Origin of the sequence: Sphingobacterium populi (assembly GCF_001586775.1) — a bacterium.
GTDB lineage: Bacteria > Bacteroidota > Bacteroidia > Sphingobacteriales > Sphingobacteriaceae > Sphingobacterium > Sphingobacterium populi.
This window is the reverse complement of record NZ_LQXS01000005.1, coordinates 185,453-211,528: the sequence shown is the minus strand read 5'-3', so window position 1 is coordinate 211,528 and position 26,076 is coordinate 185,453. Positions and strand designations below refer to the sequence as shown.

Genomic DNA, 26,076 nt, shown 5'->3' with positions numbered 1-26,076 from the left:
ATTATCTTTTTGGTCCTAATACCGCTTCGATATAAGGCGTGGTGTCTATTAAATCGTTAGATATTCGGTCTGCAACTTGCACAATTCCTTCAGCATATAATCCAATGTATAAAGAAGCGCCAGCTAAAATAGCAACGGGCAAAATCAATAAAATCTTCTTAAACAACGGCATAGGTGCAAACTTGTTCTCTAATAGGGACTGTTCCGGTGCATTCTTCCAAAATACTTCCGACCACATATGTGCAATGACATACAATGTGACTAAGCTACCGATAATCAACGCACCCACAAATACGTATTGACCTTGACCAAATGCTTCTTGGAAAAGAAAAATTTTGGGCCAGAAACCCGACAAAGGTGGGATACCAACAAGTGAAAATAGTACGATAGCGATTAACAGCGATATTTTGGGGTATTCTCCATATATACCGCCAAGCTTCGACATATCCATCGATCCACGTAATTGTCGAATCACGCCTGCAATCAAAAACATGTTTGTTTTGACCATAATATCGTGAATAAGGTAGAAAATGGTCCCCATCAGTGCAATTTTGGTAAACATCGCTAGGCCGCCCATCATAAATCCGATGTGGCATACTATGAGGTACGAAAATAGGCGTCGCACATTGGTTTTGACCAATGCGCCCAAAGATCCAGTCAGGATAGTGAGTACTGCAATGACGAGCAACAGCTGCTTGGTAAACTCATCCGGAATGAAGATCAAGCTAAATACTCGAAGCATCGCATAGATGCCGACTTTAGTAAGCAAACCTCCGAAAGTTGCTGCTACAGCAGATGGCGGCGTATGATAAGACGAAGGCAGCCAGTAATACAACGGAAATACGGCGGACTTAATACCAAATCCCAAAATAAAGAATATAGAGGTAATGCCGATAAGATTTTGATTTTTGACGGTTTGGATCTTCAAGGCCAAATCGGCCATATTCAATGATCCAGTGATCCCGTACAAGATCCCAATACCAGTTAAGAAAAACATCGAAGCCAGTATATTTAGAGCCATATATTTGATGGCTCCTTCTAGCTGCGCTTTTCGCCCACCTAAGGTCATGAGTACAAACGATGATATAATGATGACCTCAAACCAAACGTAAAGGTTAAAAATGTCTCCGGTAAGAAAAGCGCCGATCAAACCCATTAGTAGGAAGTGAAAAATCGGAAAATACCCGTACATCATGCGTTGCCGACTAAGGCCGGTAGTGGAGAAGATGGACACCGCAAAGCCGGCGAGCGATGTTAATAATACCAGCGTGACCGCTAGTAAATCGGCCACAAATACAATTCCGAACGGCGCCTCCCAATTAGAGGCATTCAATGTTAAAGTGCCCTCCGCATACACTTTCTCAAATAGCCGAATAGCCACGATCAAAGCCAAAAAAGTACCGCCCACCGATAGATAGCGTTGCGTGATGGTTTTGCGCCACGCAATCAGCTGCAGTATAGCAGTAATTAGATGAACAAAAATGGCGGCTAAAATATGGTTGTCTATCATATATCTTCTTCTTCGGGAGTATTAAGATCGTCTAGATCATCTTTTTGTAACAATGCATACGCCCGTTTGAGCAGTACGATAGCAAATGCGGATAAAGCGAAGCTGATTACAATCGCCGTCAAAATCAAGGCTTGTGGGATCGGATCAGCATAAATATCTTGAAAAATATTGTGGTTGCTGTTTATGACAGGTGGCGCTCCTCGGGTAATCGATCCCATTACGAAGATTAAGATATTAGTGCCATTCCCCATCATCATAATTCCTAAGAGCAATTTGATCATACTACGCCGAAGGATGAGATACACACCCGCAGCATACATCAGACCAAGTACCAGTATAAGTAATAATTCCATACGCTTAATCTTGGTTGAGAGATATAGTAAATAATATTGTTAGTACCACGCCAATCACGACGAGGTAAACGCCAATGTCGAAAAATAACGCCGTCCCGATTGAGCCAATAACTGGAAACTTTTCTTCTAACCACAACCCTGTCATTGGAGGATAACCGAAAAAAGTCGGTATGATCACACTCAATACGGCCAACCCTAATCCCATAGGTATTAGCGATAGTGGCTTACGACGCATAATTTTCATCGATGCCTCGGCACCGTTGGCAAAGCTATGCAGCACGAAAGCAATAGAAGCAACTAAACCACCCACAAAACCTCCTCCCGGAAAGTAGTGCCCACGCAAGAGCAAAAACACCGAAAATAGGAGTAGTATAGGGAGCAAATACCGCGTAGCGGTTTGTAAGATCGTACTTCTCATATCTAATTATTCTTTTTCAGAAGATTTTAAACGCAATTTTAGCAAGCTGTAAACACCGATGGCCGCAATACTCAGCACTACCGTTTCGAACAAGGTGTCTATTCCTCTAAAATCAACGAGTATTACATTGACGACATTCTTACCCTTTGCGAGCAAATAGGCATTTTCGCCGTAAAATTGGCTGATGCTTTTTTCGATCGGTTCGTTGATTACTTTGAGAGCAATAAGCGATAGGATGGTGCCGAACCCCAGTGCTACGGCGATATCGCGGTAGCGACGAGTGCTGCTTTCTAGCTTCAAGAAAGGCGGCAATTTGTATAGCACCAATACGAATAGTACGGTCGTGAGCGTATCAATAGTAAACTGAGTCATCGCCAAATCTGGCGCGCTATAAAAGACGAACATCAAACAGATACAATAGCCCACTACCGTCATGGCCAGCACTGCCGTAAGTAGGTAAGGTGTCGATAAAACAATACCCATTGCACCAATTAAAATCAGTACAACCGCAACTTCATAAATGGACAACGCAGTCAGGTTCTCCCAATCAAGATGAATCGGGCCGCTTAACCACAGTTTATACACCAGCAGAGCTTCGGCAAACAAGATGATTTTTAGATGGTAAGATCGTAGGTAGCCATTATGTACCACGTTAGTATAGTTTTGCGATAACTTAAGCAGTCCTCGGCCAAGTAGGTCAAATATATACTGCGGTGAAATCACATTTAAACGTTCGAGCGCCTGTAGCTTTCCAGCACTTGGCTTGTTGGCCAGATAAACGAGTATACCTGTCCCTAATGTGGCCAAACTTAGAATTAAGACGGTATTCACACCATGCCATATTGCTAGATGAAGATCGGTATTGCCACCGAAAATGGAGTCGGCCGCTTGTAAAGAAAAATAGTTGCCCGTAACACCTGGGAAAATGCCTGCTATCAACCCGAGTACGCCCAGAATGAGCGGCGGAATCCAAAGTGCTGCGTAGGGTCGGGGCGTATCTTGTAACGTTTCTGGCAGCTTGCCAGAAAATGGTTTGATACCAGCCATGAATCCGGCAGCAACCAAAGCAATGTTAGTGCCCACTGCCAAACTAGTGAGGATAATAGCTAGCGTATCTCCACTTTCTAATGTAGCAGCATAAATTAAATCTTTACCGATAAAGCCAAAGGTAATGGGCAAGCCAGCGCTCGACAAAGCGGCAAGCCCGCCTGCGACTGCTACCCAAGGCATCATCTTTCGTAATCCGGCTAGTTTACTGATGTCGCGTGTGCCAGTTTCGTGGTCGATGATACCAGTTACCATGAATAGTGTCGCTTTGTAAAGAGCATGTACTAGGATAAATACGACCACAGCGATAATAGCTTCCTTAGTTCCCAATCCGATCAAAAACGTAAGTACGCCTAATGCAGAAATGGTCGAATAAGCCAAAATTCCTTTTAAATCCAATCGGAAAAGCGCGTGAAGTGCGGCATAGATCATGGTAAATCCACCGACAATCATCAACGTGTAGCTCCACAATTCGGTATGCCCCAGCACGGGGTTGAATCGAGCCAAAAGATAAATGCCAGCCTTCACCATCGTGGCCGAATGCAGATATGCAGATACTGGTGTCGGCGCTTTCATGGCGCCAGGTAGCCAGAAGTGGAAAGGAAATTGTGCTGATTTGGTAAAAGCCCCTAAGAAGATGAGCGCCAAAATAACTGGATACAAGCGATGTCCAATAATCAAATCTCGTGCTAATACCAATTCTGAGATGTAGTAGGTGCCTGCGATATTTCCCAACAATGCTAAACCAGCCAATAGAAAAAATCCACCCATTCCGGTTACGGTTAGGGCACGCAAAGCGCTTGTGCGAGATTCGTCACTATCATTATTAAAGCCGATCAAAAAGAAGGAGCTTATGCTCGTTAATTCCCAGAATATAAATAGGGAAAAAATATTGTCGGACAGCACTACACCAAGCATCGCAGCCATGAATAGGCACAAATAGCCAAAAAACCGATCGAAATACGGGTGGCCCTTTAAGTATTTGATAGCGTAGACAAAAATGGCAGTACCAATACCAGAGATCAATAAGGCAAAGAGCAGAGATAAACCATCTAAGCGAAAAGCAAAATTGATATCCATGGAAGGAACCCAAGGCAGGATCTGGGTATAGATAGTTCCTGTGGATACAGCAGGTACATAGTATAGATAATACAAGAATATGATGGCAGGTACGAGCGCCAGTAAGCCGCTCCATCTTGTCTTAATTTTGTTGCCTAATGGCAACATCAGTATTGCACTGAATAATCCTAGAATTACCGTTAATAGCATGTATCCGACCTAAATTGTGATGGTTGCGGATAAAATTACTAAAAAAAGACCGTTTTTTTGCCTTAAACGATGGCTTGTTTAACGAGTAGGGCTGATTTTTTTGTCAAATCAGCCCCATTTAATTTTTGGTTTCTTTGTTACTATTAAAATAGAAAGCTTCAACAGTCACGCCATTCTTCGTACTAGGTACATTACCCACTATTCGAAATCGGGTGGAGTTTCCATTTGTAATTCTGCATATTTCTTAAAATTATCTAAGATGGCCTGCCAGCCTGCGCGCTGTGTTTCGTGATCATGCGTATTCTCGGGATCAAAGATCGTCGTGACGATGACGCCGGCCTCGCTCTCCGAGAAATGTGTGTTCACCTTTCGACCGTCGGTCATCACGTAGCTTACCTGTTCGGGAGCTGATACGTCCGAATAAATCGCTTCAAGATCAAATCCCATGTTGCCATCTTTGGATTCCATACGCACTTTGTACTCGCCACCGGGTTGCAAATCTACCGAAGCACTAGGGCAAATCCAGTCCTCGGACGCAAAATTCCATTGGACAATATGTTCTGGTTCATTATAAAACTTCCATGCTGCTTCGAGCGTGGTATCAATGGTTGTAGAAATAGTAATCGCTGTTATATTCATCATTTTTTGTGTTTAGCATCTTCTTCCTCTTTTCTAAAAACAACCATCCGTTCAATGAGATCCTCTGGCAGTGGAGTTTTTAAAGGAAATTGTACCGAGCCCTTACCAGATTTGTACGGAGAAAGTTTTTCCTCAAAAGCTTTATGGCCGGTTGGTGTAGCATAAAAACCAATGTGGTTTTTGAATGCAGCAAAGTATACAAGCGGCTTGCCATGCAATTTATATGCGGGCATATCGTAGGAAATCTGCTCTTGTGCCTCAGGAGCTACACGACGTATGATGGCGCGTATAGCCTGTAGCCTTTGTTGCACATCCTTCGGGAAAGAAGTAATGTAAGTATCGACATCTGTCCACCCTTTTTTTTCCATAGCAAGAATACATAAACTTTGTAGCATACATTAATCGAATATCATGCCTAAACTTGCGTATATGCTAAAATGAGTACAACAACGTTGGTGTCTATCTGTATTACGCTTTGTTTTCACACATAGCCTTTAATTTTTCTAGCGCTTTTGGCCATATTTCGTTCATGTGTTTTGTGTGCTCGCCATCATCGCTTACCTCTATGCGTAAGTTAGTGATGCCGTCCTTTTGGTCGAAGTAATAATTTTCAAACGAATTCTCTAGCACTGCTAATTCTGGACCTTCGGTGATTTCTTGGTCGCCGTACAAATAACCATAATGATGCATGGAAATAAATTGATGTGGTATATGCTCCACGATCTCGGCTAATATGCCTTGTCTGGTACCGCGCTCATCCATCGCGGTAAACCTGATCTTGTCGCCTTTGTTCCAGCCGCCTTCAAAGTCCGAAGTTGGACTAAATAGCGAAGTCCATTGTGAGTAAGTTTCTTTGCCAATCATCTGGTCGACCACCAAGTTTGCAGGTGCTTTGATGTCGATGTTATAGGTTAGTTTTTTCATATCTCGTGGAGTAAATTTTACGTAATTGGAAAATTGATCATCCACCGCACACCGAATTGATCTGTAAATGACCCAAAATAATCGCCCCAAAACATGTCTTCCATCGGCATCTCTACCGTCCCATTTACAGACAGCCCGTTAAATAGACGGTCGGCTTCTTCGCGGCTGTCTGGTACAAGTGATATGTAATGATTGTTGCCTTGATGCAACACATGTCCAGCACTCTTAAGGCAATCTGATGCCATGAGAAATTGTCGGTCTCCGAGCGGAATGGAAGCATGCATGACATAGTTTTTTTCTTCGTCGAGTACATCAAAGTCAGGGATTTGATGCATGTACTGAATGTGGAGCTCGCCGCCAAAGACGGATTGGTAAAAGCGGAATGCTTCTTCCGTTTTGCCTTCAAAGTTGAGATAAGGATTTGCGATCATATCAAAAATGTTTATAAAGTAAATACGACATAGTACGCCGTCGTAGTATCAACAAATCTATGCGATAAACCGCTGAGCACTCTTACCCTATGGCAAGAAATGCTGTCCTAGCTAATATCTTTTCGAATGCGACTAAGTGATGTGTCGGTAATGCCCAAATAGCTCGCAATTTGTTTTAAGGGAGCATGACGGATGATTTGTGGTTTGTTGGTCACGATATCCAGATAGCGCTCTTTGGCAGATTGTGTAATGATATCGATTGATTTTTGTTTGAATTGAAAGAGCTTATTGGTCATCCATAGTCTGCCCCATTCGCTGAGCCCCGGAATTGCATGAAACAACTCTTGAAAGACGTCATACGATATTGTCCATCCGCATCCGTCGGTCAAGGCTTGCAAATCTTCCTGAAGAGCGGTGCGCTGGAATAATGAAAGTACTTCAATAACGACCTCATATTGCCCAAAGAAATCGGTGGTGATTTCGTCTCCCTGATAATTGTGCGTGAACGAACGGATCAGTCCACTCTCCAATACCAGATATTCGTTGAGCACTTTGCCACGCTTGTAGAGGTGTTCACCTTTGCTGAAAGATCGTGGTTCATGCGCATCGATGATGCGTCGAAGATCTTCTGTTGAGATCAATGGATGTTGATATACTTGCGACAAAATGATCTCTTTCATGATTGTAATGTTTGGGTAAATGATGAACGTACGAATATAAAGAAAGCCCGTCCAAATATAGGACAGGCTTTCGCAAAATCATCTTCGTTATGCCGGCGCTAACAGCGCTGCACAGTAGTGGTATTAGGCGTAGGAATAAATCGCATCTTTAGATTCCAATTCCGAATATCCCATTAGGTATTCATCTACTTTACGCGCACATTCGCGGCCTTCCGAAATGGCCCAAACTACTAGTGATTGTCCGCGGCGCATATCGCCAGCGGCAAAATATTTAGTTTTTGAGGTTTGGTATTCGCCTTCTTTAGCATTGACATTGCCGCGCTCATCATAGCTAATGCCAGCTTCGTCCAACAAACCATCATGCTGTGGGTGCAAGAATCCCATCGCTAGGGTGACCAATTCACAAGGAATTTCGCGTTCAGAGCCTTCTACTTCTGTGAATTTTGTTGGTCTGCCATTGGCATCCGTTTCCCAAGCCAAATCTACCACTAAAGCTGCGCGTAGGTTGCCTTGTTCGTCACCCAGGAATTCTTTGGTGCTTACGCTCCAGTGGCGCTCACAACCTTCTTCGTGCGATGTGGTTGTTTTCAACAACATCGGATAAGTAGGCCAAGGCATTGCGGCAGTTCTGTCTTTTGGTGGTTGTGGCATCAGCTCAAACTGCGTAACGCTTTTTGCACCATGGCGGTTCGATGTACCGACGCAATCCGATCCGGTATCACCACCACCGATCACTAATACATTTTTGCCTGTTGCAGTAATTTCCTCCACATCAATCGGAGAATTCCCCACGCGCTTATTTTGCTGTTTTAGGAATTCCATGGCATAATGTACGCCTTTCAATTCTCTGCCTTTGATATTGAGGTTACGAGGGATGGTCGATCCGCCCGATAATACGACCGCATCGTACGCATCCAATTCCGAAGTTGGTACATTTTTGCCTACTTCTGCATTCGTTCGGAATTCGATACCCGATTGCTGCATAATTTCTACGCGACGATCGATGACCGATTTGTCCAATTTAAAATCCGGAATACCGTAGCGCAATAAGCCGCCGACTTTATCGTCGCGCTCATATACTACCACATCATGTCCCGCTTTGTTGAGCTGAGCAGCAGCAGCCAATCCTGCTGGCCCACCACCTACCACGGCTACTTTCTTGCCGGTTTTTAAGAAGCTTTTGTTTGGTTTTACATAACCTTTTTTGAAAGCAATCTCGATGATGTGTTTTTCAATCTCCTCGATGGATACTGGTGGTTTGTTGATCCCTAATACACAAGCAGCCTCACAAGGCGCAGGGCATATTCTGCCAGTAAACTCTGGGAAGTTGTTGGTTGATACCAATATTTGGTAAGCTTCTTCCCATTTGCCATCGTAGACAGCATCGTTAAACTCCGGAATCACATTTCCAAGTGGACAACCCGAATGACAGAAGGGGATGCCACAATTCATGCATCGTGCCGCTTGCTCGTTTAGTTGTGTCTCGGAATACGGTTGCACAAACTCATCATAGTTTTTAACCCGACTGTCCGCTGCATCCTTTTGCGGTGCAACTCTATCATATTCTAAAAATCCTGTTGGTTTTCCCATAACTTTCCTTCGCTAAGCGACCACTAATTTTTTATTTAACACATTCTTGTATTCCCGAGGGAATACTTTGATGAATTTGTACTTCTCATTTGCCCAATGTTGCAAGATATAAGCTGCTCTTGCACTATTGGTAAGATGTATATGTTTCTTTAATAAGGTGATGATCTCATTTTCGTCTTCGGTATCCAACGGATCTAGATCCACCATTTCTTGATTACAATTGTCGCGGAATGTTTCGTTGATATCGTAAATCCACGCGATACCACCACTCATACCTGCGGCAAAGTTTCGTCCTGTCGCACCTAAGATTAGCGCTCTACCACCGGTCATGTATTCACAACCGTGATCACCAATACCTTCTACGACAGCCGTAGCACCAGAATTTCGCACGGCAAAACGCTCGCCTGCTAATCCGTTGATATACAAATGTCCGCTCGTGGCGCCATACAAGGCAACGTTGCCAATAATGATATTGTTTTCAGGTACTAACGTGCTTTCTTTGGCTGGATAAATGGCCAATTGCGCGCCAGATAAACCTTTTCCGACATAATCATTGGCTTCACCTTCTAACTCAAATGACAATCCTTTCGTGGCAAATGCACCGAATGATTGACCGGCCGAACCTTCGAATTTGAAGTTGATGGTATCTTCTGGCAAGCCTTTCGACCCATAGATTTTCGAGATCTCATTGGATAGCAAGGTGCCAATCGTACGATCGGTGTTTTTGACTTTGAAGGTGCCAAATACCGGATCTTTTGATTCAAGAGCGCGCTCCGCTTGTTTCAGCAGTGCCCAATCCAAAATCATACTCATGCCATGATCCTGCTCTTCGGTGTTGTACAGCGAATCTTCCGAGAAGTTTCTGGCGACGTGTAGGATGCCTGTGAAATCTACCTTTTGCGCTTTCCAGTGTGGAATATCTTCCCGTTTTTTCAAGAATTGTGCTTTACCGACCATTTCATTGATGCTGCGGAAGCCCAATTCGGCCATGGTTTCGCGCATCTCTTCTGCTAAGAAGTGGAATAGATGAACCACATCTTCTGGTTTACCAGAGAATAATTTACGTAATTCTGGATCTTGTGTAGCCACACCGACTGGACAGGTATTCAAATGACATTTACGCATCATGATACAGCCGCCTGCGATCAATGCTGCCGTCGCCACTCCCCATTCTTCCGCACCTAATAGTGTAGCGATTACTAGATCACGACCTGTTTTCATCTGTCCGTCAGCTTGTAAAACGATTCGACTGCGTAGTCTATTTTGTACGAGCGTTTGGTGTGCTTCGGCCAAGCCCAATTCCCATGGCAGACCAGCATGTTTCACCGAGCTGAGCGGTGAAGCACCCGTACCACCATCGTATCCGGCGATCAAGATCACATCGGCGTGTGCTTTTGCCACACCAGCTGCAATAGTTCCTACACCTGCTTTAGAAACCAATTTCACGTTGATTCTAGCGGCACGGTTGGCATTTTTCAAGTCAAATATAAGCTGCGCTAAATCTTCGATCGAGTAGATATCGTGGTGCGGCGGAGGCGAGATCAATCCCACGCCAGGCGTGGAGTGACGCGTTTTTGCAATCCAATCATCTACTTTGTGGCCTGGAAGCTGTCCACCTTCTCCCGGTTTAGCTCCTTGCGCCATTTTGATCTGAATTTCATCCGCCTGCGTCAAGTAGTTGGATGTAACTCCAAAACGAGCCGAAGCCACTTGTTTGATCGCGGAGCGCATCGAATCACCATTTTCCAAAGGTGTGTAGCGTACTTCATCTTCTCCACCTTCACCAGTGTTCGATTTGCCCCCAATACGGTTCATCGCGATTGCTAAGGTGCTGTGTGCTTCGTGCGATATGGAGCCGAAAGACATCGCTCCAGTTGCAAAACGTTTCAAGATTTCACTCGCAGGTTCTACTTCCTCGAGAGGCACTGGCGTACGGTGCTTAGCGAAGTCTAACAAGCCACGCAATGTAAACATCCGCTCTTGCTGATTATTGATCAGTGAAGCATATTTTTTGTACGATTGGTAGTCGTTATTACGGCAAGCTTGCTGCAATAAGTGAACGGTTTGCGGATTCCACAAGTGGCCTTCGCCACGGCGTTTCCATTGGTAGATTCCGCCTTCTGGCAAGATTTCTTTAGGTACGCGACCTGTTTCAAAGCTCTTGGCATGTTTGGCCAGCGCTTCGCGCGCAATATCGTCTAATGTCAATCCACCAATGCGTGATACCGATCCGCAGAAATAGGTATCTACCACTTCTTTGTCGATTCCTAAGATCTCAAAGATCTGCGCACCGTGATAGGATTGTAGCGTTGAGATGCCCATTTTAGAAAAGATCTTCAACAGGCCGGCGCATACTGCCTTAACGTAGTTTTTCCGTAGCTCATCCCACGAAAGATCCGTGTCTAGTTGTTTTTCTTCTTTCATCGTACGGATGCTGGCCAAGGCCATGTACGGATTGATCGCCGTAGCTCCGAACGCTAACAAACAAGCAAAATGATGTACTTCCCACGCATCGCCGGCTTCGACTACCAAGCCAACGGCGCCACGATTACCTGTTTTGATCAGGTGATGGTGTACGGCAGAAACGGCCAAGATAGATGGAATAGCCGCGTGCTGCGAATCGATCGCGCGATCGGATAAAATGATGACTTCAAAACCATCTTTTACCGCATCATCTGCGTAGCGACACAAGCGTTCGATACCTGCTTCCAAAGAGCCAGGTTGTCCGTCGGCCTTGAAATACGTTTGCAAGGTTTTGGCTTGGAATACGCCCGTATCAATAGAACGCAGTTTTTCTAATTCGCTCGACGTGATGATCGGGTGCTCTAATACGACACAGTGACAGAATTTTTTGTCTTCGATCAAAATGTTTCCTGCGTTGCCGATAAATGTCGCCAAACTCATTACTAATCGCTCCCGAATTGGATCGATCGGCGGGTTCGTTACTTGCGCAAAGAATTGCTTGAAATAGCTCGACAAATGCTGCGGTTGATCTGATAGTACAGCCAGAGGTACATCGGTACCCATAGAGCCTATCGGCTCGTAACCAGTCAACGCCATCGGTGCGATGATCGTCTCCAAATCTTCGCGTGTGTATCCGAAAGATTGTTGGTATTTAAATACCGATTCTTTTGATAGATAGGTGAAGGTAACGCGTGGTTCCGCTAGTTCCTTCAATTTGATTTTATAGTTATCTAACCACTCACCGTAAGGTTGCTGGCGTACTAATTCTCCTTTTACTTCTTCGTCGGAGCGTACGCGTCCGGCTTCCATATCGACCACAAAGATCTTTCCGGGCTGTTGTCTTCCTTTCTCGATAATCAATTCTTCTGGAATTGGTAGAGCGCCTGCTTCGGAAGAAGCGACAACGCGGTCATCGGAAGTGACAGCATAGCGTAGGGGGCGTAATCCATTTCGATCTAATGTAGCACCGATAATCTTCCCGTCGGTAAAACACAGCGCAGCAGGACCATCCCAAGGCTCCATCAAGGTCGCGTGATATTCATAGAATGCGCGTTTTAATGGATCCATTTGTGTATTACCATCCCAAGCTTCGGGTACGAGCATCAACATCACATGTGGCAGACTACGGCCAGAATGAAGCAGCAATTCGACCACATTATCTAGACAAGCAGAATCCGATTGACCTTTATCTACTACAGGAAGTAGAATGTCCATCTCTTCTTTAGTGAAATACGGAGAAGATAAAGCCCTTGCACCGGCATAAAACCAGTTAAGATTTCCTGTCAGCGTATTTATTTCACCATTATGCGCCATCATGCGGAATGGCTGTGCCAATGCCCATGACGGAAATGTATTCGTCGAGAAACGGGAATGCACCAACCCGAAGGCCGAAGTGACGCGCGAATCTTGTAAATCTTTGTAATACGTACCTACTTGATAGGTCGTTAATTGTCCTTTGTAAATGATGGTTTTGCACGACAACGATGCAAAGTACAATGGCAGCGGATATGCTTGGTGTTCTTTTACTTTTTGTACAATCAAACGACGAAGAACATATAGTTTTCTTTCAAAGTCTTCCGTGTTTTTTATGCCATCAGGTCGAGAAACGAAAAACTGTACAATCTCTGGCTCTGCGCTTAATGCGGTCGGGCCAATTCCTTCGCGATTAACTGGTACATCACGAAAACCTAAGAAGTCCATTCCACGGTCTTTGGTCGCCTCCTCGATCAGGGATCTACATAGCGTATTTAGATCTCGTTCTTTTGGTAAGAACACCATTCCCGCGCCGTAGTAACCCGGTTCCTGCAATTGTATACCTAAATTGATACATTCTTCCCACAAAAATTCGTGCGGCAATTGAATCATAATCCCAGCACCATCGCCACTCTCTGGATCGCAACCACAAGCACCCCGATGTTCCATGTTTTCTAACATGGTTAGTGCGTCGGCCACTTGATTATGTGATTTTAATCCTTTTATATGTGCAACAAATCCTACACCACAGGCATCATGCTCAAACTCCGGATTATACAATCCGGATGCCTGCAAACTATCGTACATCATACTTCCTCTATTATTTAGACTGCTAATATAACAATAAAATCATTATTATTTTAATCATTTTTCATTTTTAAGCTTATTATGTTGAAATAAACTTAATCTAGAACTGTTTATATGGCATTATTTGTATTTTTAATCTGATTTGTTGAGAATATCGAAATAGCATCAATACGTAAAGAACACCTCACAATACGAGCCATAATGGAGCCAAAGAATGGCACGCGAGAGATTTTAAGTAGCAATTAGCTTTTCGTCAAAAAAGGCTACCTTTGCTTGAAAGGATTTACCATCTTAATTTTTAATAGATCATGACGAAAAACAGAGGTCCTATTTCTCAATTTATCGAGAGAAACTACCTTCACTTTAATGCTGCAGCCCTTGTAGATGCGGCAAAAGGCTATGAAACGCATTTAGCCGAGGGAGGAAAGATGTTGGTTTCACTAGCAGGTGCAATGAGTACGGCAGAGTTGGGAATTTCTCTTGCAGAGATGATTCGCCAAGACAAAGTAGCTATCATTTCGTGTACTGGCGCTAACCTAGAAGAGGATGTAATGAACTTGGTAGCACACTCGCACTATAAGCGTGTGTCCAACTACCGCGATCTTACTCCGCAAGATGAATGGGATTTGCTGGAGAATCATTATAACCGTGTTACAGATACGTGTATTCCTGAGGAAGAGGCATTCCGTCGTTTGCAATCGCACTTAGAAGCTGCTTGGAAAAAGGCTGAAGCCAATGGCGAGCGTTATTTCCCCCACGAATTCTTGTATCAAGTAGTGCGCTCTGGCGATTTAGAGCAGTACTATGAAATTGATCCGAAGAACTCATGGATCTTGGCCGCTGCAGAAAAAAATATTCCAATCGTAGTACCAGGATGGGAAGATTCTACCACAGGTAATATCTTTGCATCATACGTGATAAAAGGTGAATTACAAGCTTCCACCGTCAAATCAGGTATCGAATACATGGTTTACTTGACTGAATGGTATCGCGAGAATTCTGGTGGCAAAGGTGTTGGTTTCTTCCAGATTGGCGGCGGTATTGCTGGTGATTTTCCGATTTGTGTAGTGCCAATGATGTATCAAGATTTGGAGTGGCATGATGTGCCTTTTTGGTCTTATTTCTGCCAGATTTCGGATTCTACCACGTCATACGGATCGTATTCTGGAGCTGTTCCAAACGAAAAAATTACTTGGGGTAAACTCGATATCAACACACCAAAATTCATTGTAGAGTCGGATGCTACGATTGTAGCACCACTAATCTTTGCTTGGATCTTAGGACAATAAAAATACATCAATGTCTAACCTGCTGACCGATCACCCGATCGCGCTGAATGCGCTGATGAATGAAACACTGTTCTCTACAGATTTTGTTGTAGAGGCACAGTCGTCTACTGGTTTTCAGCAGGCAGAAGCACAGGTATTTATAACTCCTCCGCAGAATGAAGTCGTCTCGGCTAGCATTCCGGAGGAGTTTATTTATCAAGGATCGATAGAGAAACGTATTCTCTTCATCTTGCGTTATCCTGATTTTGATTATTTCTCTCCAGGTGCATTGGATGCATTCGAGAAAATACTTGCCGCAGTAGGCCTTCGCATTGAGGATGTCGCTGTGGTTAATCTAGCCAATTCGCATAATCCAAACGATTTTAAGCGTATTATGCAATTCTTCCAACCTACTCGTATCACGTTACTCGGTGTAGAGCCAGCTTCTCTGGTGCTACCTAATATTCCACACAACGCTTATATGAAAGGAAAAGTAGCAACGGTGTTCAACACCTTCAGCTTTGAAGAAATGTTTGCCAACGTAGAAAAGAAGAAAGCATTCTGGGGAGAATTTAAAAATTTTATGACGAATGACTAAAATGGTATTTGCGACGAATAATGCGCATAAACTCGAAGAAGTAAAAGCGATGCTGGGCGACGAATTTGCTTTGCTGTCATTAGCAGATATTGGCTGCACCGCAGACATTCCTGAAACAGGGGCTACTTTCGAACATAATGCGAAGCAAAAAAGTGATTACATTGTTGAACATTTCCAAATGGATTGCTTTGCTGACGATTCGGGATTAGAGATCGATGCGCTGCAAGGTGAGCCTGGCGTGTATTCAGCACATTATAGCGGTTCGCGCGATATGGAGCAAAATATTGCTTTGGTACTACAAAAGCTAGGTGCGAATACTAATCGTACGGCGCGCTTTCGTACGGTGATCTCGCTTTCGATTGCTGGTCAGCAGCACTTTTTTGATGGCGCTGTTGAAGGCGATATTATTAGTGATGGACGTGGTACTGCAGGTTTTGGATATGACCCCATTTTCATTCCCAAGGGTTACGAACAGACATTTGCAGAGATGCCGGCCGAACAGAAGAATAAAATTAGTCACCGCGCGATAGCAGTAGAAAAGTTGGTTGCATTCTTACGCAGTCTGCGCTAAGCGTGAATCCAATTTCTCATCTGATTATTAGCTTGGAGGGAAGTACTACGGTTTGATTGGAATGTTCTCCTTCGAGCTGTATTGCCTCAAATAAAAGTTGGGCTGCTTTTAAGCCTTGTGTGCCCGGATATTGTTCGATACTTCCCATGGGCGGGTTATCGATGTAGCCCCATCCGGGGAAATTAGCAAAACTGATTACAAAAAAGTCTTGATTTAAGATTAGATTCTTGTTTTTTAAGTAGCGGATCACATCCAATGTTACAAAATCATTGAAAGACACGATTGCCGAAGGCCTTTCTGGCAAGCTGCAAAGCATTTCTATGGCTTGCTCATTACTTAAAGCTGTCAGGTCGGTACTTACCAAGTAGTTTTGGTTAACCATTAAGCCTTGTTTTTCCATAGCTGCTTGGAAACTCTGTAATCTTTCTTCAGAAGCTATCATGGCGGATGGTCCATTAATCAAAGCGATATTTTGATGACCACGGTTTGCAAAAGCTTTAATGGCTTCATTCATGCCGGTAGAGAGGTCACTAAATACCTTGGATACATCGGTACGATCTGGCACCCGATCAAAGAATACTATGGGAATCTTTGCTTGGCGCAGTGATTCGATAAATGACAAATCGGTCGTATTTTTACTCAAAGAGATTAGTATACCATCTACTCGGTGTCTTTTGAAGTTTTTAATAATCTTTTGTTCTCTGTGCTCATCATCTAGAGATTGTCCCAAAATTACGGTGTAGTCTTGCTCGCTAGCATACTGTTCTATTGAACCGATTGCGTCCGCAAAAAAAGGTTCTGATAAGAATGGTAAAATAACACCTATCGTGAAGGTTTTTCGTTGTTTAAAGAAGATTGCCGTATGATTTGGCTCATAGTTTAGTTCTTCGGCCATCTGCTTCACCCGCATCGTGGTCACCAACCCAATACTCGGATGATCGTTCAAAGCTCGAGATACCGTCGAGGTCGAAATCTTCAGTTTTCGCGCTATTTCCTTTATAGTGGTCGGTTTATTAGTGGCCATTCGGTGGGTTTTAGTTTTGTGCCTTACCTAATTTTAATCATCTCACGTGGTTTGGGATCATTTAGAGGTATTATAAGTTTTACATCTTGTTGGTCAATCGTTGTTGGATTGCTAATTCTACGTGGTTGTGTATTGACAGATTCGGTAGGATATCTATTGTTTGCAATGTGAAATAGTGCGGTGTTAGTCATGGATTCTCGAGGATCGCCAAAATCATATAAAACGTTATCTATTACCGGAGTGGCATACGTAGCCGGTATACCGTCCCAATAATCGGTGTAATCAAGCGCGTTGATAATTTTAAAAGATGCTGCCCACAGATCGACTCGGTTCATAATGTTTTGCGGGAAAAATCCCATCGGTTTGCCATATGTACTTGGTGTGGAGAATCCTTTTTTTACTGCAAACGGAGTGCCGATTATTTCCAACCTACGAGTAGACACATCAGCATTACCGTTTGGATTATAGTAAGCCATGAGCGCGCTGATTACAAGTTCGCTTGCAGAAGCGGTATTTTGACCAATCAAAACGTAAAGTTTGCGTGGGTTAAGCACTGTGCGCTTGACGAAACTAACATCTGCAAATCTCCCAGCATACTTTCCGCGACGCAAATTCGGATTGGTGTCGGATCTGTACATCAATTGGCGATCACCTTCGTTATTGATTAGGTGGTTAGCTACATATTCTGCCGCATCTACATAGCCGCCTGTATTGTATCTAAAATCTATAATAATATCTTGTATTTTTTCTGCATTAAAATGCGAAAATATAGCGTCTAGCTTCGCTTTGAATGGCGTATTGATACCGGAAGTAGTTCTGACTTGCTCAAAAGAAGATAGCGCAAAATAGCCAATCTTTTGCCCCTGCACTGTCAATATAGTATCTTTCAATATTGGCTCGATTTCATAATTCTCTGATTGCAAATCATAGCTGTAGGTGATCTTATCACGCTCTATTTCTAGTGAGAAAGCTTGACTTTCTAATGCCCGTTCGACTATACGTAATACGCTTCTATCCAGAATAGTTCCATCCTCAGATATCGGTACGCCCATATTTCGATCGCCGTTAATGCTGACAATTTTGTCACCTCGTTTTATTCCTGCGCGGGCGGCAGGAGAGCCGCCTTCTACTAAATTGACATAAATATAAGCAACCGGTTCATTGTTAATGCCGACAAGAGTTTCGTGGATGCCATAGCCATCTGTACGATCTGCTCGCAAGCTGCTATTGCTAAACGAAGATTCTGCTATGAAGGAGAAGCGGTCAATAGCGCGGTTATATCCAGCGTGCACAGGTGTTTGACTAGTTAAAAAGTTGAGCGCCCGTCTGGCATTGGCTAATAAATCAGTTCCCAATTGTAGGTTGTTGTCCGTAAATTGATGTATCGGGTTGTACGTTATTAAGTTATCGGACCAATAGGATTGTTCTTTATAATAAAAATATACACTGTCCGCAATCAGTTGTTCTACCTTGCGGTTGGAATCAGGATTTACTTGGGGTTCAATTGGGGCAATCTGCTTTTTACATGAAGAGGAGAAAACAAGTGCGATCGCACAAAAAAATAAATAGAACGACTGTTTTTTACCAGTTGTTGGTAGAATTGACGTCGGACAGGCTTAATCGTATCATTTTCATACGATTCAAATTGATATGATTTGAAATTTAGTCTTGAATAAGCAGATACCACAAATAAGTATAACGCATTTTTCATGACAATACGTGTTAAGGTAGGTGTAGTTTATCAGGTTAGATTCATGCTATCGGATGTATTCAATATCATTCGGATCTATACCATACTCATCTGCAATATAAGAAAAAGGGTCTAGATTCCTAAAAACCAATTCGTCGGTAAAATAAATTTTTATCTTCTGATCCCAGCCGGACCAATCCATGTGCTTCAGCTTGTTCAATTGTAACACAGGATTTCCTGCCGTAAGGATAGCCAAGTGTTTCCCTGCGTCAGTAAGTGCTTTAAAGCTATCTTGTATTTCTTCAAAAAGCAGCAGCTTTAACGGCAGATGGGCATTCGCTTCCAGTCGTTTGAAATTTTCTGAATAATCTTGAGATAAGCCAAATTCTATTTGAGTTGCTTGCAGCAATCCATCGATATTACGAGCTTCAAATCGTTCTTTCATGAACTCAGTAATTGCAGCCGCAATAGGTTTAGATTCTGTAAATTCTACAAACTGACCAAATAGATAGTAAATCTGTAGTAAATAGTCGCGTTTGGCGTACAATATGTCGTCGACCTCAAATAAATAAAGTTGCTTATCTTTTTTAGGAATAACGATCTTCATAAGTGTTGATTTAGAGAATGACTGGAAGCCAGTTGTTATCTACCGAAACATATACTCCATTTCCCAACGTAGCGGACGCTTCTGTTTGCTCGCCTAACGACTGGTTATTATACACAATTTGCAGAGGAGTAGTGGAGGGGATCTGTTTTGCGATTTCCGACTGGGCATCAATCGATGGGCAAACCATATAGATGCCGTACTCTTCCAATAAAACAGCAGCGCCGCTCAACACGTTTATTTCATGAGCGCCTAAAGGTAAAATCAGATCAATCCCATTATCCAAACAAAGCTTGAGCATCTCGTGCGCAAAGACCGGATTAGCTGGATTTGGTATGGCTTTATAAGTACTAGATAAGACGGATGGAATGGGCTCGTGCGTAGCCATTATAACTTGATGGTGCGGGCTCAGTATTTTCGCAATGCGTTGAGCTATTGGTCTGGTGCCGAAGGTAAGTAAAATAGTAGCCATACTGTGTTTTTATTCGTAGATCAGTCCGTCGCGCATATGGATGGTGCGATCAGATATGTTGGCAAGCTCTTCGTTGTGCGTAACGATGATAAAAGTTTGTTGCATACTATCGCGAAGATCAAAGAAAAGTCGGTGCAGAGATGCCGCATTCTCAGAGTCGAGATTGCCAGACGGCTCATCAGCTAAGATGATGGCCGGATTATTAATTAATGCTCTTGCTACCGATATGCGTTGTTGCTCACCACCAGATAGCGCGCCCGGTTTGTGCGTAGCGCGGTCGGCTACCCCAAGGCGCTCAAGCAATTCCATAGCGCGCCGCTCGACTGCTTTTTGAGGCGCCCCCGCAATATATCCTGGAATAGATACATTTTCTAAAGCCGTAAATTCGGGTAGGAGGTGGTGAAACTGAAATACAAACCCAATGTTGCGGTTGCGAAAGTCACTTAATTTCTTCTCACTGAGTTGAGCAAGTTCCTGCCCATTAAGCATTAAACGACCTTTGTCAGGTCTGTCAAGCGTACCAATGATGTGCAACAGCGTGCTTTTGCCAGCACCAGAGGCGCCCACTATTGATACGACTTCACCTTTCTGTATTTCAAGGCTTACACCTTTCAATATAGGAAGTTCGCCATACGTTTTAAAAATGTCTTTGGCCTGTAGTATCATCCTGCGAAGTTACACAAAATCGCCAAAATATGTTTCTGTGATTTAGTCGTCAAAATTGTCGTTTACACAACAATAACTTGCCCCTTACAAATAAAAAAACTACTTTTACTGGAAATATTGAATCAATGAATATTCACGAATATCAAGGAAAAGAAATACTTAAAAGTTTCGGAGTACGTATACAAGAAGGTATTGTAGCCGAAACCCCTGAGCAAGCCTTAGAAGCTGCAAAGAGATTGAAAGAAGAGTATAATTCGGACTGGGTGGTAGTTAAAGCCCAAATTCATGCCGGTGGCCGCGGAAAAGGTGGTGGTGTGAAGTTGGCTAAAAACCATGATGAGGTTGTACAACGCGCAACTGATATCATCGGAATGCAGTTGGTAACTCCGCAAACAGGTCCAGAAGGTAAAAAAGTAAACAAAGTGCTTGTAGCACAAGACGTATACTACCCTGGAGAAAGTGAAACTAAAGAGTTCTATATGTCCGTGCTTTTGGATCGTGCATCAGGTCGTAACATGATCATGTACTCTACCGAAGGCGGAATGGATATTGAAGAAGTAGCGGAAAAAACACCACACCTGATTTTCAAAGAAGAAGTTGATCCTAAAGTAGGTCTTCAAGGTTTTCAAGCGCGTAAAATTGCTTTCAATCTAGGACTTTCTGGTGGCGCTTTGAAAGAGATGGTAAAGTTTGTGTCGGCATTGTACAAAGCTTACGATTCTACGGACTCATCGATGTTCGAGATCAATCCAGTGTTGAAAACGTCTGACGATAAAATTTTGGCAGTTGATGCTAAGGTGAATTTGGATGAAAACGCCTTATACCGTCACCCAGATTATGCTGCTTTGCGCGATCTTTCAGAAGAAGATCCTACCGAAGTAGAAGCAGGCAAATCCAACCTAAACTACGTGAAATTAGATGGTAACGTAGGTTGTATGGTAAATGGTGCTGGTTTAGCGATGGCTACAATGGACATCATTAAATTAGCAGGTGGTGAACCAGCTAACTTCTTAGATGTAGGTGGTACAGCCAATGCAGAAACAGTGAAAGCTGGCTTCAACATAATCCTTCAGGATCCAAATGTAAAAGCAATCTTAATCAATATCTTTGGCGGTATCGTTCGTTGTGACCGTGTTGCTCAAGGCGTGATTGATGCTTACCAAGAAATTGGAAATATACCTGTGCCAATTATCGTTCGTTTGCAAGGTACGAATGCCGAAGAAGCAAAGAAATTAATCGATGGATCTGGTTTGAAAGTATATTCAGCGATCGCTTTGAAAGAAGCTGCAGATTTAGTATCTGAAGTTTTGGGCGGATAATAAGCAACTTGAATCATAAAAAAGGCCTTTCAGAATTCTGAAAGGCCTTTTTTTATTTCTGGGAGATTCTCAGTTATTCTGCTGAGATCCGACCACTCCACAACCGCTGAAGGCAGATCCGATTGAAATCGATTTTGCTTTCCGTTTATAGAAAATTAATAGCGCTAAAAACTAGTCCCGCTTATCCGGTTCTATTCCCAAATAGTTGTAATGGATCTCGGTCTTGCCATGTGGGCTAGGTGTGCCATTTTCATCAAGATTAACAAATACCAGCTTGTCAATCGATAGAATCGTCTTACGTGTAATCTTATTCCTTACCTCACAACGCATGGTCAATGATGTTCTGCCAAAATCGATGGCCTCAATACCCATTTCAATAATATCACCAGTACGTGCCGAACTTACAAAGTTAATTTCTGATATGTACTTCGTCACGATATTAGGATTTTCCAATTGTACGATCGCGTAGATTACCGCTTCTTCGTCAATCCAACGCAGCAGTGTGCCGCCAAATAGGCTTCCATTGGGATTTAGATCTTCTGGTTTGATCCATTTACGTGTATAAAAATTCATAGGTAATTTGCTTTATAGTGCATCGTAAGTACACCAATGTGGGTATGCGACGTGGTACTAAATAAGAAAGGGAAACACGTCGCGTTTCCCTTTCTAGTTATGTTGAAACTAAGCGTGAATCGCTCGATTATCTGTAGCAGCCAATGCTGCTTCTTTAAATGCTTCTGTATAGGTTGGGTGAGCATGGCAAATACGACCAATATCTTCTGCAGAAGCACGGTATTCTAGTGCCATTACTGCTTCAGCAATCATATCTGCTGCACGCGGACCAATCATATGTACACCTAAAACCTCGTCGGTCTCGGCATCGGCTAGTACTTTCACAAAGCCATCGGTGTCGCCAGATGCTTTGGCACGGCCTGATGCTTTGAATGAAAAACTTCCTGTTTTATATTTTTTACCGGCTTCTTTAAGTTGCTCTTCGGTCTGTCCGACAGCAGCGACTTCTGGCCAAGTATATACAACTCCTGGAATAGCATTGTAATCAATATGCGGTTTTTGACCGGCAATACGTTCTGCAACGAAAATTCCTTCGTCTTCTGCTTTGTGTGCTAGCATAGCGCCTTTGATCACATCGCCGATCGCATAAACACCCTCTACAGAAGTTTGCAAATGCTCGTCAACGGAAATCTTGTTTCCACGATCTTCGGTTTTGATACCGATATTATCCAAACCTAATCCTTCTGTATAAGCCGTACGTCCTACCGCTACGATGCAATAATCGCCTTGGAACGACACTTCATTACCTTTAGCATCTTCTGCAGTAACTGTTACTTCTTTTCCTTTAGTAGTAGCGCCAGTTACTTTGTGTCCCAAGAAGAACTCAAAACCCAATTGTTTTTTCAGTACACGTTGTAGCTCTTTGCCCAATGAAGCATCCATCGTAGGGATGATAGATTTAGCATATTCTACAACCGAAACTTTAGATCCCAAACGCGCATATACCGATCCCAATTCCAATCCGATAACACCACCGCCGATCACGATCAGGCTTTTTGGAATTTCTTGCAATTGTAAGGCTTCAGTAGAAGTAATGATGCGTTTTTTGTCGATAGGTAAGAAAGGCAATGCGGTTGGTTTAGAGCCAGTAGCGATAATGATATTTTTTCCTTTTATCTCTTGTGCATCTGCGCCATCTTTTTCAATCTTGATCGTGTTTTTGTCGACAAAAGATCCTATGCCTTCGAAACTATCAATTTTATTTTTCTTGAATAAGAATGTAATTCCTGCCGTGTTTTGAGCAATGACATCATTTTTGCGATCGATCATTTTCTTAACGTCGATCTTTAAGCTATCCAGACTAATGCCATGGTTCGCAAAATTGTGTGCGGCATTATGATAATGCTCTGATGTGTCCAATAGTGCTTTGGAAGGAATACAGCCTACATTTAAGCAAGTTCCACCGAATGTGCTGTATTTTTCAATAACAGCAGTTTTTAGGCCAAGTTGAGCGCATCGGATAGCGGCAACATAGCCGCCAGGCCCACTTCCGATTACAATTACGTCATACTGCATATAGTCGTGTTTTTTCTCTGCTCAAAAATACGATTAAATTAAGAATGATAGAGTCGGATACCTGTAAATTTGTTGTATTGTTAAAAAAAAACGACAATCTACATAGATTGTCGTTTTATACTGGGCTGACAGGAGAATTACTCAGCCACGATTTTACCTTGCATGATTCCGAAGTGACCAGGGAAACTACAGATATACGGATATACGCCGGCCTCTAAAGTAAAAGTAATCTTGTCTTCTTGACCAGGACCTAGCAATTTTGTATGCGCTATAATAGAACTAAGCGACGATTTTGGAATGTAATCATTGTCTGGCGCACCTGCAGCTTCACCACCAAACGTAGGGATATCTACCGAAGGTTTCAAAATTACAAGATTATGTCCCATAGACTCGATTGGCAACTCGCCCGTATTTTTGAACGTAATGTCGACTGGCTCACCCGCTTTGACACGAATTAAATTTATATCAAATTTCATTTGGTCATTGCCTTCAACGGTCCAGTTGTTGGATAGCTCTACATTCTCGATACCAGGCACTGTCGCTGCTGGCGAAACCGGAGCAGCTTCTTCAGAAGGCGTATTTTCTTTTTTCTCTGAATCGGTGTTGCCTCCGCATGATGCTAGACCAAATGCCAACGCTGCAATAGGGGCAATAAATAGTTTTTTCATAGTCTGTTTTTGTATGTATTACTGTACGAATTTACGTATTATTCATTAGAAAGAAGTCGATTACCAATTTTCTACGGTAAATTCTCTGTCTTGTTTTCCAACACTAAGCTCGTGATTCGGCTATAGAGATCAACAGGGTCAAAAGGTTTGACGATCACATAACGGGCGCCGACTTCATATGCTGCCGCCTGCTCGTGCGCGAGTACTGATGCCGAAATCGTGATGATGGGTATGTTTTTTTTGTCGGTATCTTCTAATTCTTTAATAGCTTTAATAGCATCAAAACCACTCATGACTGGCATGTGAGTATCCATCAATACGAGGTCATAGTTTTTTTGTAACACAGCGTCTAACGCCTGCTGTCCATTTTTGACAATGTCAACTTGGCAATTCCATGTTTTTAGCATATGTGCCAACATGAATGCGTTCAAATCATTATCTTCTGCTACTAAAATATGGACCCCCTCTAGCTTCGGAAAGTTAATGTACGGTTCATTCGGCTTTTGAGGTTGATTAGTTTTACTTTTCTTTAGCCAGGCTTCGAAGTAAAAACTGGATCCTTGTCCAACGTTACTTTCTGATCCTACAGTACCATCCAACAGTTCGGCAAGTTGTTTTACGATAGCCAAACCTAAACCGGTGCCACCGTACCGCTTCGTGATCGCGCCATCACCTTGCTCAAAAGGTTGGAAAATTTTAGGAAGATGATCGGTACGTATACCTATACCCGTATCAGTAACTGTAAAACGAATACGGTATCCTTGTTGATCGCTTTCGACCAGCTTGATGTGCAAAGTGATAGTGCCTTTCTCTGTAAATTTGAGGCTGTTGGATATGAAGTTTGTAATTATTTGCTGTAAACGCAGAGCATCGAAAACAACATTATCTGGCAAATTCCCTTCTTTCTCGATGAGGAAGCGCAGATCTTTATGATCCGCTTTGATCTTAAACATACGATCCATATTGTCGATAAACTTGGAAAGCGAAAAATCTTCCATTTCGATTTTAAATTTTCCTGAGTCAATTCGAGATAGATCCAATATGTCGTTGATAATAACGAGTAGGGATTGTGAGGCGTTATCTAAGATATTTACCCATTCCAATTGCTCGGTGCTCAATTTCGATGTTTTCAGCACATGAATTACACTCATGATACCATTGATTGGTGTTCTTATCTCATGGCTCATATTGGCTAAAAATAGCTCTTTTGACTTCCTAGCGTGCTCTGCTTCTTCTTTGGCCAATAGCAGTTCTTTACCAGAGACTTCCAGCGCTAGATTTTTTTGTTTGATCTCTTCCTGTAAACGTATTTGATGTACAAATGATTTTACTTTGGCACGTGTAATTTCGGGATTGAGCGGTTTGTATAAGTAATCTATTGCGCCGCTGCGCAAGCCTTCCAGCAGGTAGCGTTCCTCCTTCGAGATGGCCGTCACCATGATGGTCATAATGTGATTGGTCTTTGGATGTGATTTGAGCAATGATACAAACTCAAAGCCATTCATCTCGGGCATCTGTACGTCGACCATCGCAATGGTAATATCTTCGTGCCAACACACCTTTAGCGCTTCGTTTGGATCTGTGTGCGCTATAATATGTAGGTCATCTAATTCTTCCAATAAAGCACGAAGACTAATGATATTTTCTTCCCGATCATCTAAAATAAGTAAATTGATCTTTTTCATGCTTCTCAATGGTTGACCTAACAAAAATAGCTATTTAT

The 26,076-nt window shown here is 42.9% G+C and carries 24 protein-coding genes; 4 read left to right on the top strand and 20 right to left on the bottom strand.

The features are described 5' to 3' along the window. Position 1: 1 nt before the first annotated feature. The 11 genes from A0125_RS13125 to gltB form a co-directional block, all read right to left on the bottom strand. Positions 2–1,510: a proton-conducting transporter transmembrane domain-containing protein gene (locus tag A0125_RS13125; protein ID WP_066757034.1), complete on the bottom strand. Its 1,509-nt coding sequence runs from the start codon at positions 1,508–1,510 to the stop codon at positions 2–4. Continuing rightward, positions 1,507–1,863: a Na+/H+ antiporter subunit C gene (locus tag A0125_RS13120; RefSeq protein ID WP_066757030.1), complete on the bottom strand. Its 357-nt coding sequence runs from the start codon at positions 1,861–1,863 to the stop codon at positions 1,507–1,509. The genes A0125_RS13125 and A0125_RS13120 overlap by 4 nt, the downstream gene beginning before the upstream one ends. A gap of 4 nt (positions 1,864–1,867) precedes the next feature. Beyond that, positions 1,868–2,281 carry a Na+/H+ antiporter subunit B gene (locus tag A0125_RS13115; RefSeq protein WP_066757028.1) on the bottom strand — a complete coding sequence of 138 codons (414 nt, stop codon included), beginning with the start codon at positions 2,279–2,281 and terminating at the stop codon, positions 1,868–1,870. A gap of 6 nt (positions 2,282–2,287) precedes the next feature. Then, entirely contained in the window at positions 2,288–4,597 is a 2,310-nt protein-coding gene (locus A0125_RS13110) for a putative monovalent cation/H+ antiporter subunit A (RefSeq protein WP_066757025.1), read from the bottom strand. A 198-nt stretch (positions 4,598–4,795) separates the two neighbouring features. Further along, positions 4,796–5,239, bottom strand: coding sequence for an SRPBCC domain-containing protein (locus A0125_RS13105; protein ID WP_197464880.1), 444 nt, complete (start codon positions 5,237–5,239; stop codon positions 4,796–4,798). Further along, positions 5,236–5,604: an iron chaperone gene (locus tag A0125_RS13100; RefSeq protein WP_066757019.1), complete on the bottom strand. Its 369-nt coding sequence runs from the start codon at positions 5,602–5,604 to the stop codon at positions 5,236–5,238. Before A0125_RS13100 ends, A0125_RS13105 begins: the two co-directional genes overlap by 4 nt. 100 nt (positions 5,605–5,704) lie before the next feature. Beyond that, the gene (locus A0125_RS13095) at positions 5,705–6,160 is read right to left on the bottom strand and encodes an SRPBCC domain-containing protein (RefSeq protein ID WP_156472546.1); all 456 of its coding nucleotides are present in this window, start codon (positions 6,158–6,160) and stop codon (positions 5,705–5,707) included. A 17-nt stretch (positions 6,161–6,177) separates the two neighbouring features. Further along, positions 6,178–6,591, bottom strand: coding sequence for a VOC family protein (locus A0125_RS13090; RefSeq protein ID WP_066757012.1), 414 nt, complete (start codon positions 6,589–6,591; stop codon positions 6,178–6,180). Between the two features lie 107 nt (positions 6,592–6,698). Beyond that, positions 6,699–7,271, bottom strand: a complete 573-nt coding sequence (locus tag A0125_RS13085; protein WP_066757009.1) for a Crp/Fnr family transcriptional regulator — start codon at positions 7,269–7,271, stop codon at positions 6,699–6,701. A gap of 123 nt (positions 7,272–7,394) precedes the next feature. Continuing rightward, on the bottom strand, positions 7,395–8,861 hold the full coding sequence (locus A0125_RS13080; protein ID WP_066757006.1) for a glutamate synthase subunit beta: 1,467 nt from the start codon (positions 8,859–8,861) through the stop codon (positions 7,395–7,397). A gap of 12 nt (positions 8,862–8,873) precedes the next feature. Then, positions 8,874–13,388 (bottom strand): glutamate synthase large subunit, encoded by a 4,515-nt coding sequence (gltB, locus tag A0125_RS13075; protein WP_066757003.1) that lies wholly within the window; start codon positions 13,386–13,388, stop codon positions 8,874–8,876. Between the two features lie 305 nt (positions 13,389–13,693). On the opposite strand from gltB, the gene A0125_RS13070 reads away from it, so the two are divergent. The 3 genes from A0125_RS13070 to A0125_RS13060 are packed head-to-tail and all read left to right on the top strand — an operon-like array spanning position 13,694 to position 15,822. Beyond that, complete coding sequence (locus A0125_RS13070) at positions 13,694–14,674, top strand: deoxyhypusine synthase family protein (RefSeq protein WP_066757000.1); 981 nt, start codon at positions 13,694–13,696, stop codon at positions 14,672–14,674. A 10-nt stretch (positions 14,675–14,684) separates the two neighbouring features. Then, positions 14,685–15,251: a hypothetical protein gene (locus A0125_RS13065; protein ID WP_066756997.1), complete on the top strand. Its 567-nt coding sequence runs from the start codon at positions 14,685–14,687 to the stop codon at positions 15,249–15,251. Next, the gene (locus A0125_RS13060; RefSeq protein ID WP_066756994.1) at positions 15,244–15,822 is read left to right on the top strand and encodes a non-canonical purine NTP diphosphatase; all 579 of its coding nucleotides are present in this window, start codon (positions 15,244–15,246) and stop codon (positions 15,820–15,822) included. The genes A0125_RS13065 and A0125_RS13060 overlap by 8 nt, the downstream gene beginning before the upstream one ends. 16 nt (positions 15,823–15,838) lie before the next feature. On the opposite strand, the gene A0125_RS13055 is transcribed toward A0125_RS13060, so the two are convergent. The 5 genes from A0125_RS13055 to A0125_RS13035 form a co-directional block, all read right to left on the bottom strand. Continuing rightward, positions 15,839–16,846, bottom strand: coding sequence for a LacI family DNA-binding transcriptional regulator (locus A0125_RS13055; RefSeq protein WP_066756991.1), 1,008 nt, complete (start codon positions 16,844–16,846; stop codon positions 15,839–15,841). Positions 16,847–16,869: 23 nt separating this feature from the next. Then, complete coding sequence (locus tag A0125_RS13050; RefSeq protein WP_066756988.1) at positions 16,870–18,201, bottom strand: S41 family peptidase; 1,332 nt, start codon at positions 18,199–18,201, stop codon at positions 16,870–16,872. Between the two features lie 402 nt (positions 18,202–18,603). Then, the gene (locus A0125_RS13045; protein WP_066756986.1) at positions 18,604–19,143 is read right to left on the bottom strand and encodes an HAD family hydrolase; all 540 of its coding nucleotides are present in this window, start codon (positions 19,141–19,143) and stop codon (positions 18,604–18,606) included. Between the two features lie 10 nt (positions 19,144–19,153). Then, on the bottom strand, positions 19,154–19,612 hold the full coding sequence (locus A0125_RS13040) for a metallophosphoesterase family protein (RefSeq protein WP_156472545.1): 459 nt from the start codon (positions 19,610–19,612) through the stop codon (positions 19,154–19,156). A 9-nt stretch (positions 19,613–19,621) separates the two neighbouring features. Then, positions 19,622–20,278, bottom strand: a complete 657-nt coding sequence (locus A0125_RS13035; protein ID WP_066756979.1) for an ABC transporter ATP-binding protein — start codon at positions 20,276–20,278, stop codon at positions 19,622–19,624. A 125-nt stretch (positions 20,279–20,403) separates the two neighbouring features. Here A0125_RS13035 and sucC point away from each other — a divergent pair, with 125 nt between their 5' ends. Further along, positions 20,404–21,597: an ADP-forming succinate--CoA ligase subunit beta gene (sucC, locus tag A0125_RS13030; RefSeq protein WP_066756976.1), complete on the top strand. Its 1,194-nt coding sequence runs from the start codon at positions 20,404–20,406 to the stop codon at positions 21,595–21,597. Between the two features lie 171 nt (positions 21,598–21,768). On the opposite strand, the gene A0125_RS13025 is transcribed toward sucC, so the two are convergent. From A0125_RS13025 to A0125_RS13010, 4 genes are all read right to left on the bottom strand, one after another. After that, positions 21,769–22,170, bottom strand: a complete 402-nt coding sequence (locus A0125_RS13025; RefSeq protein WP_066756973.1) for an acyl-CoA thioesterase — start codon at positions 22,168–22,170, stop codon at positions 21,769–21,771. Between the two features lie 108 nt (positions 22,171–22,278). Continuing rightward, complete coding sequence (lpdA, locus tag A0125_RS13020) at positions 22,279–23,685, bottom strand: dihydrolipoyl dehydrogenase (protein WP_066756971.1); 1,407 nt, start codon at positions 23,683–23,685, stop codon at positions 22,279–22,281. Between the two features lie 137 nt (positions 23,686–23,822). After that, entirely contained in the window at positions 23,823–24,353 is a 531-nt protein-coding gene (locus tag A0125_RS13015) for a plastocyanin/azurin family copper-binding protein (protein WP_066756969.1), read from the bottom strand. Between the two features lie 71 nt (positions 24,354–24,424). Further along, a complete protein-coding gene (locus tag A0125_RS13010; RefSeq protein ID WP_066756967.1) occupies positions 24,425–26,038 on the bottom strand; it encodes a response regulator in 1,614 nt (537 codons plus the stop codon). Positions 26,039–26,076: the final 38 nt, after the last annotated feature.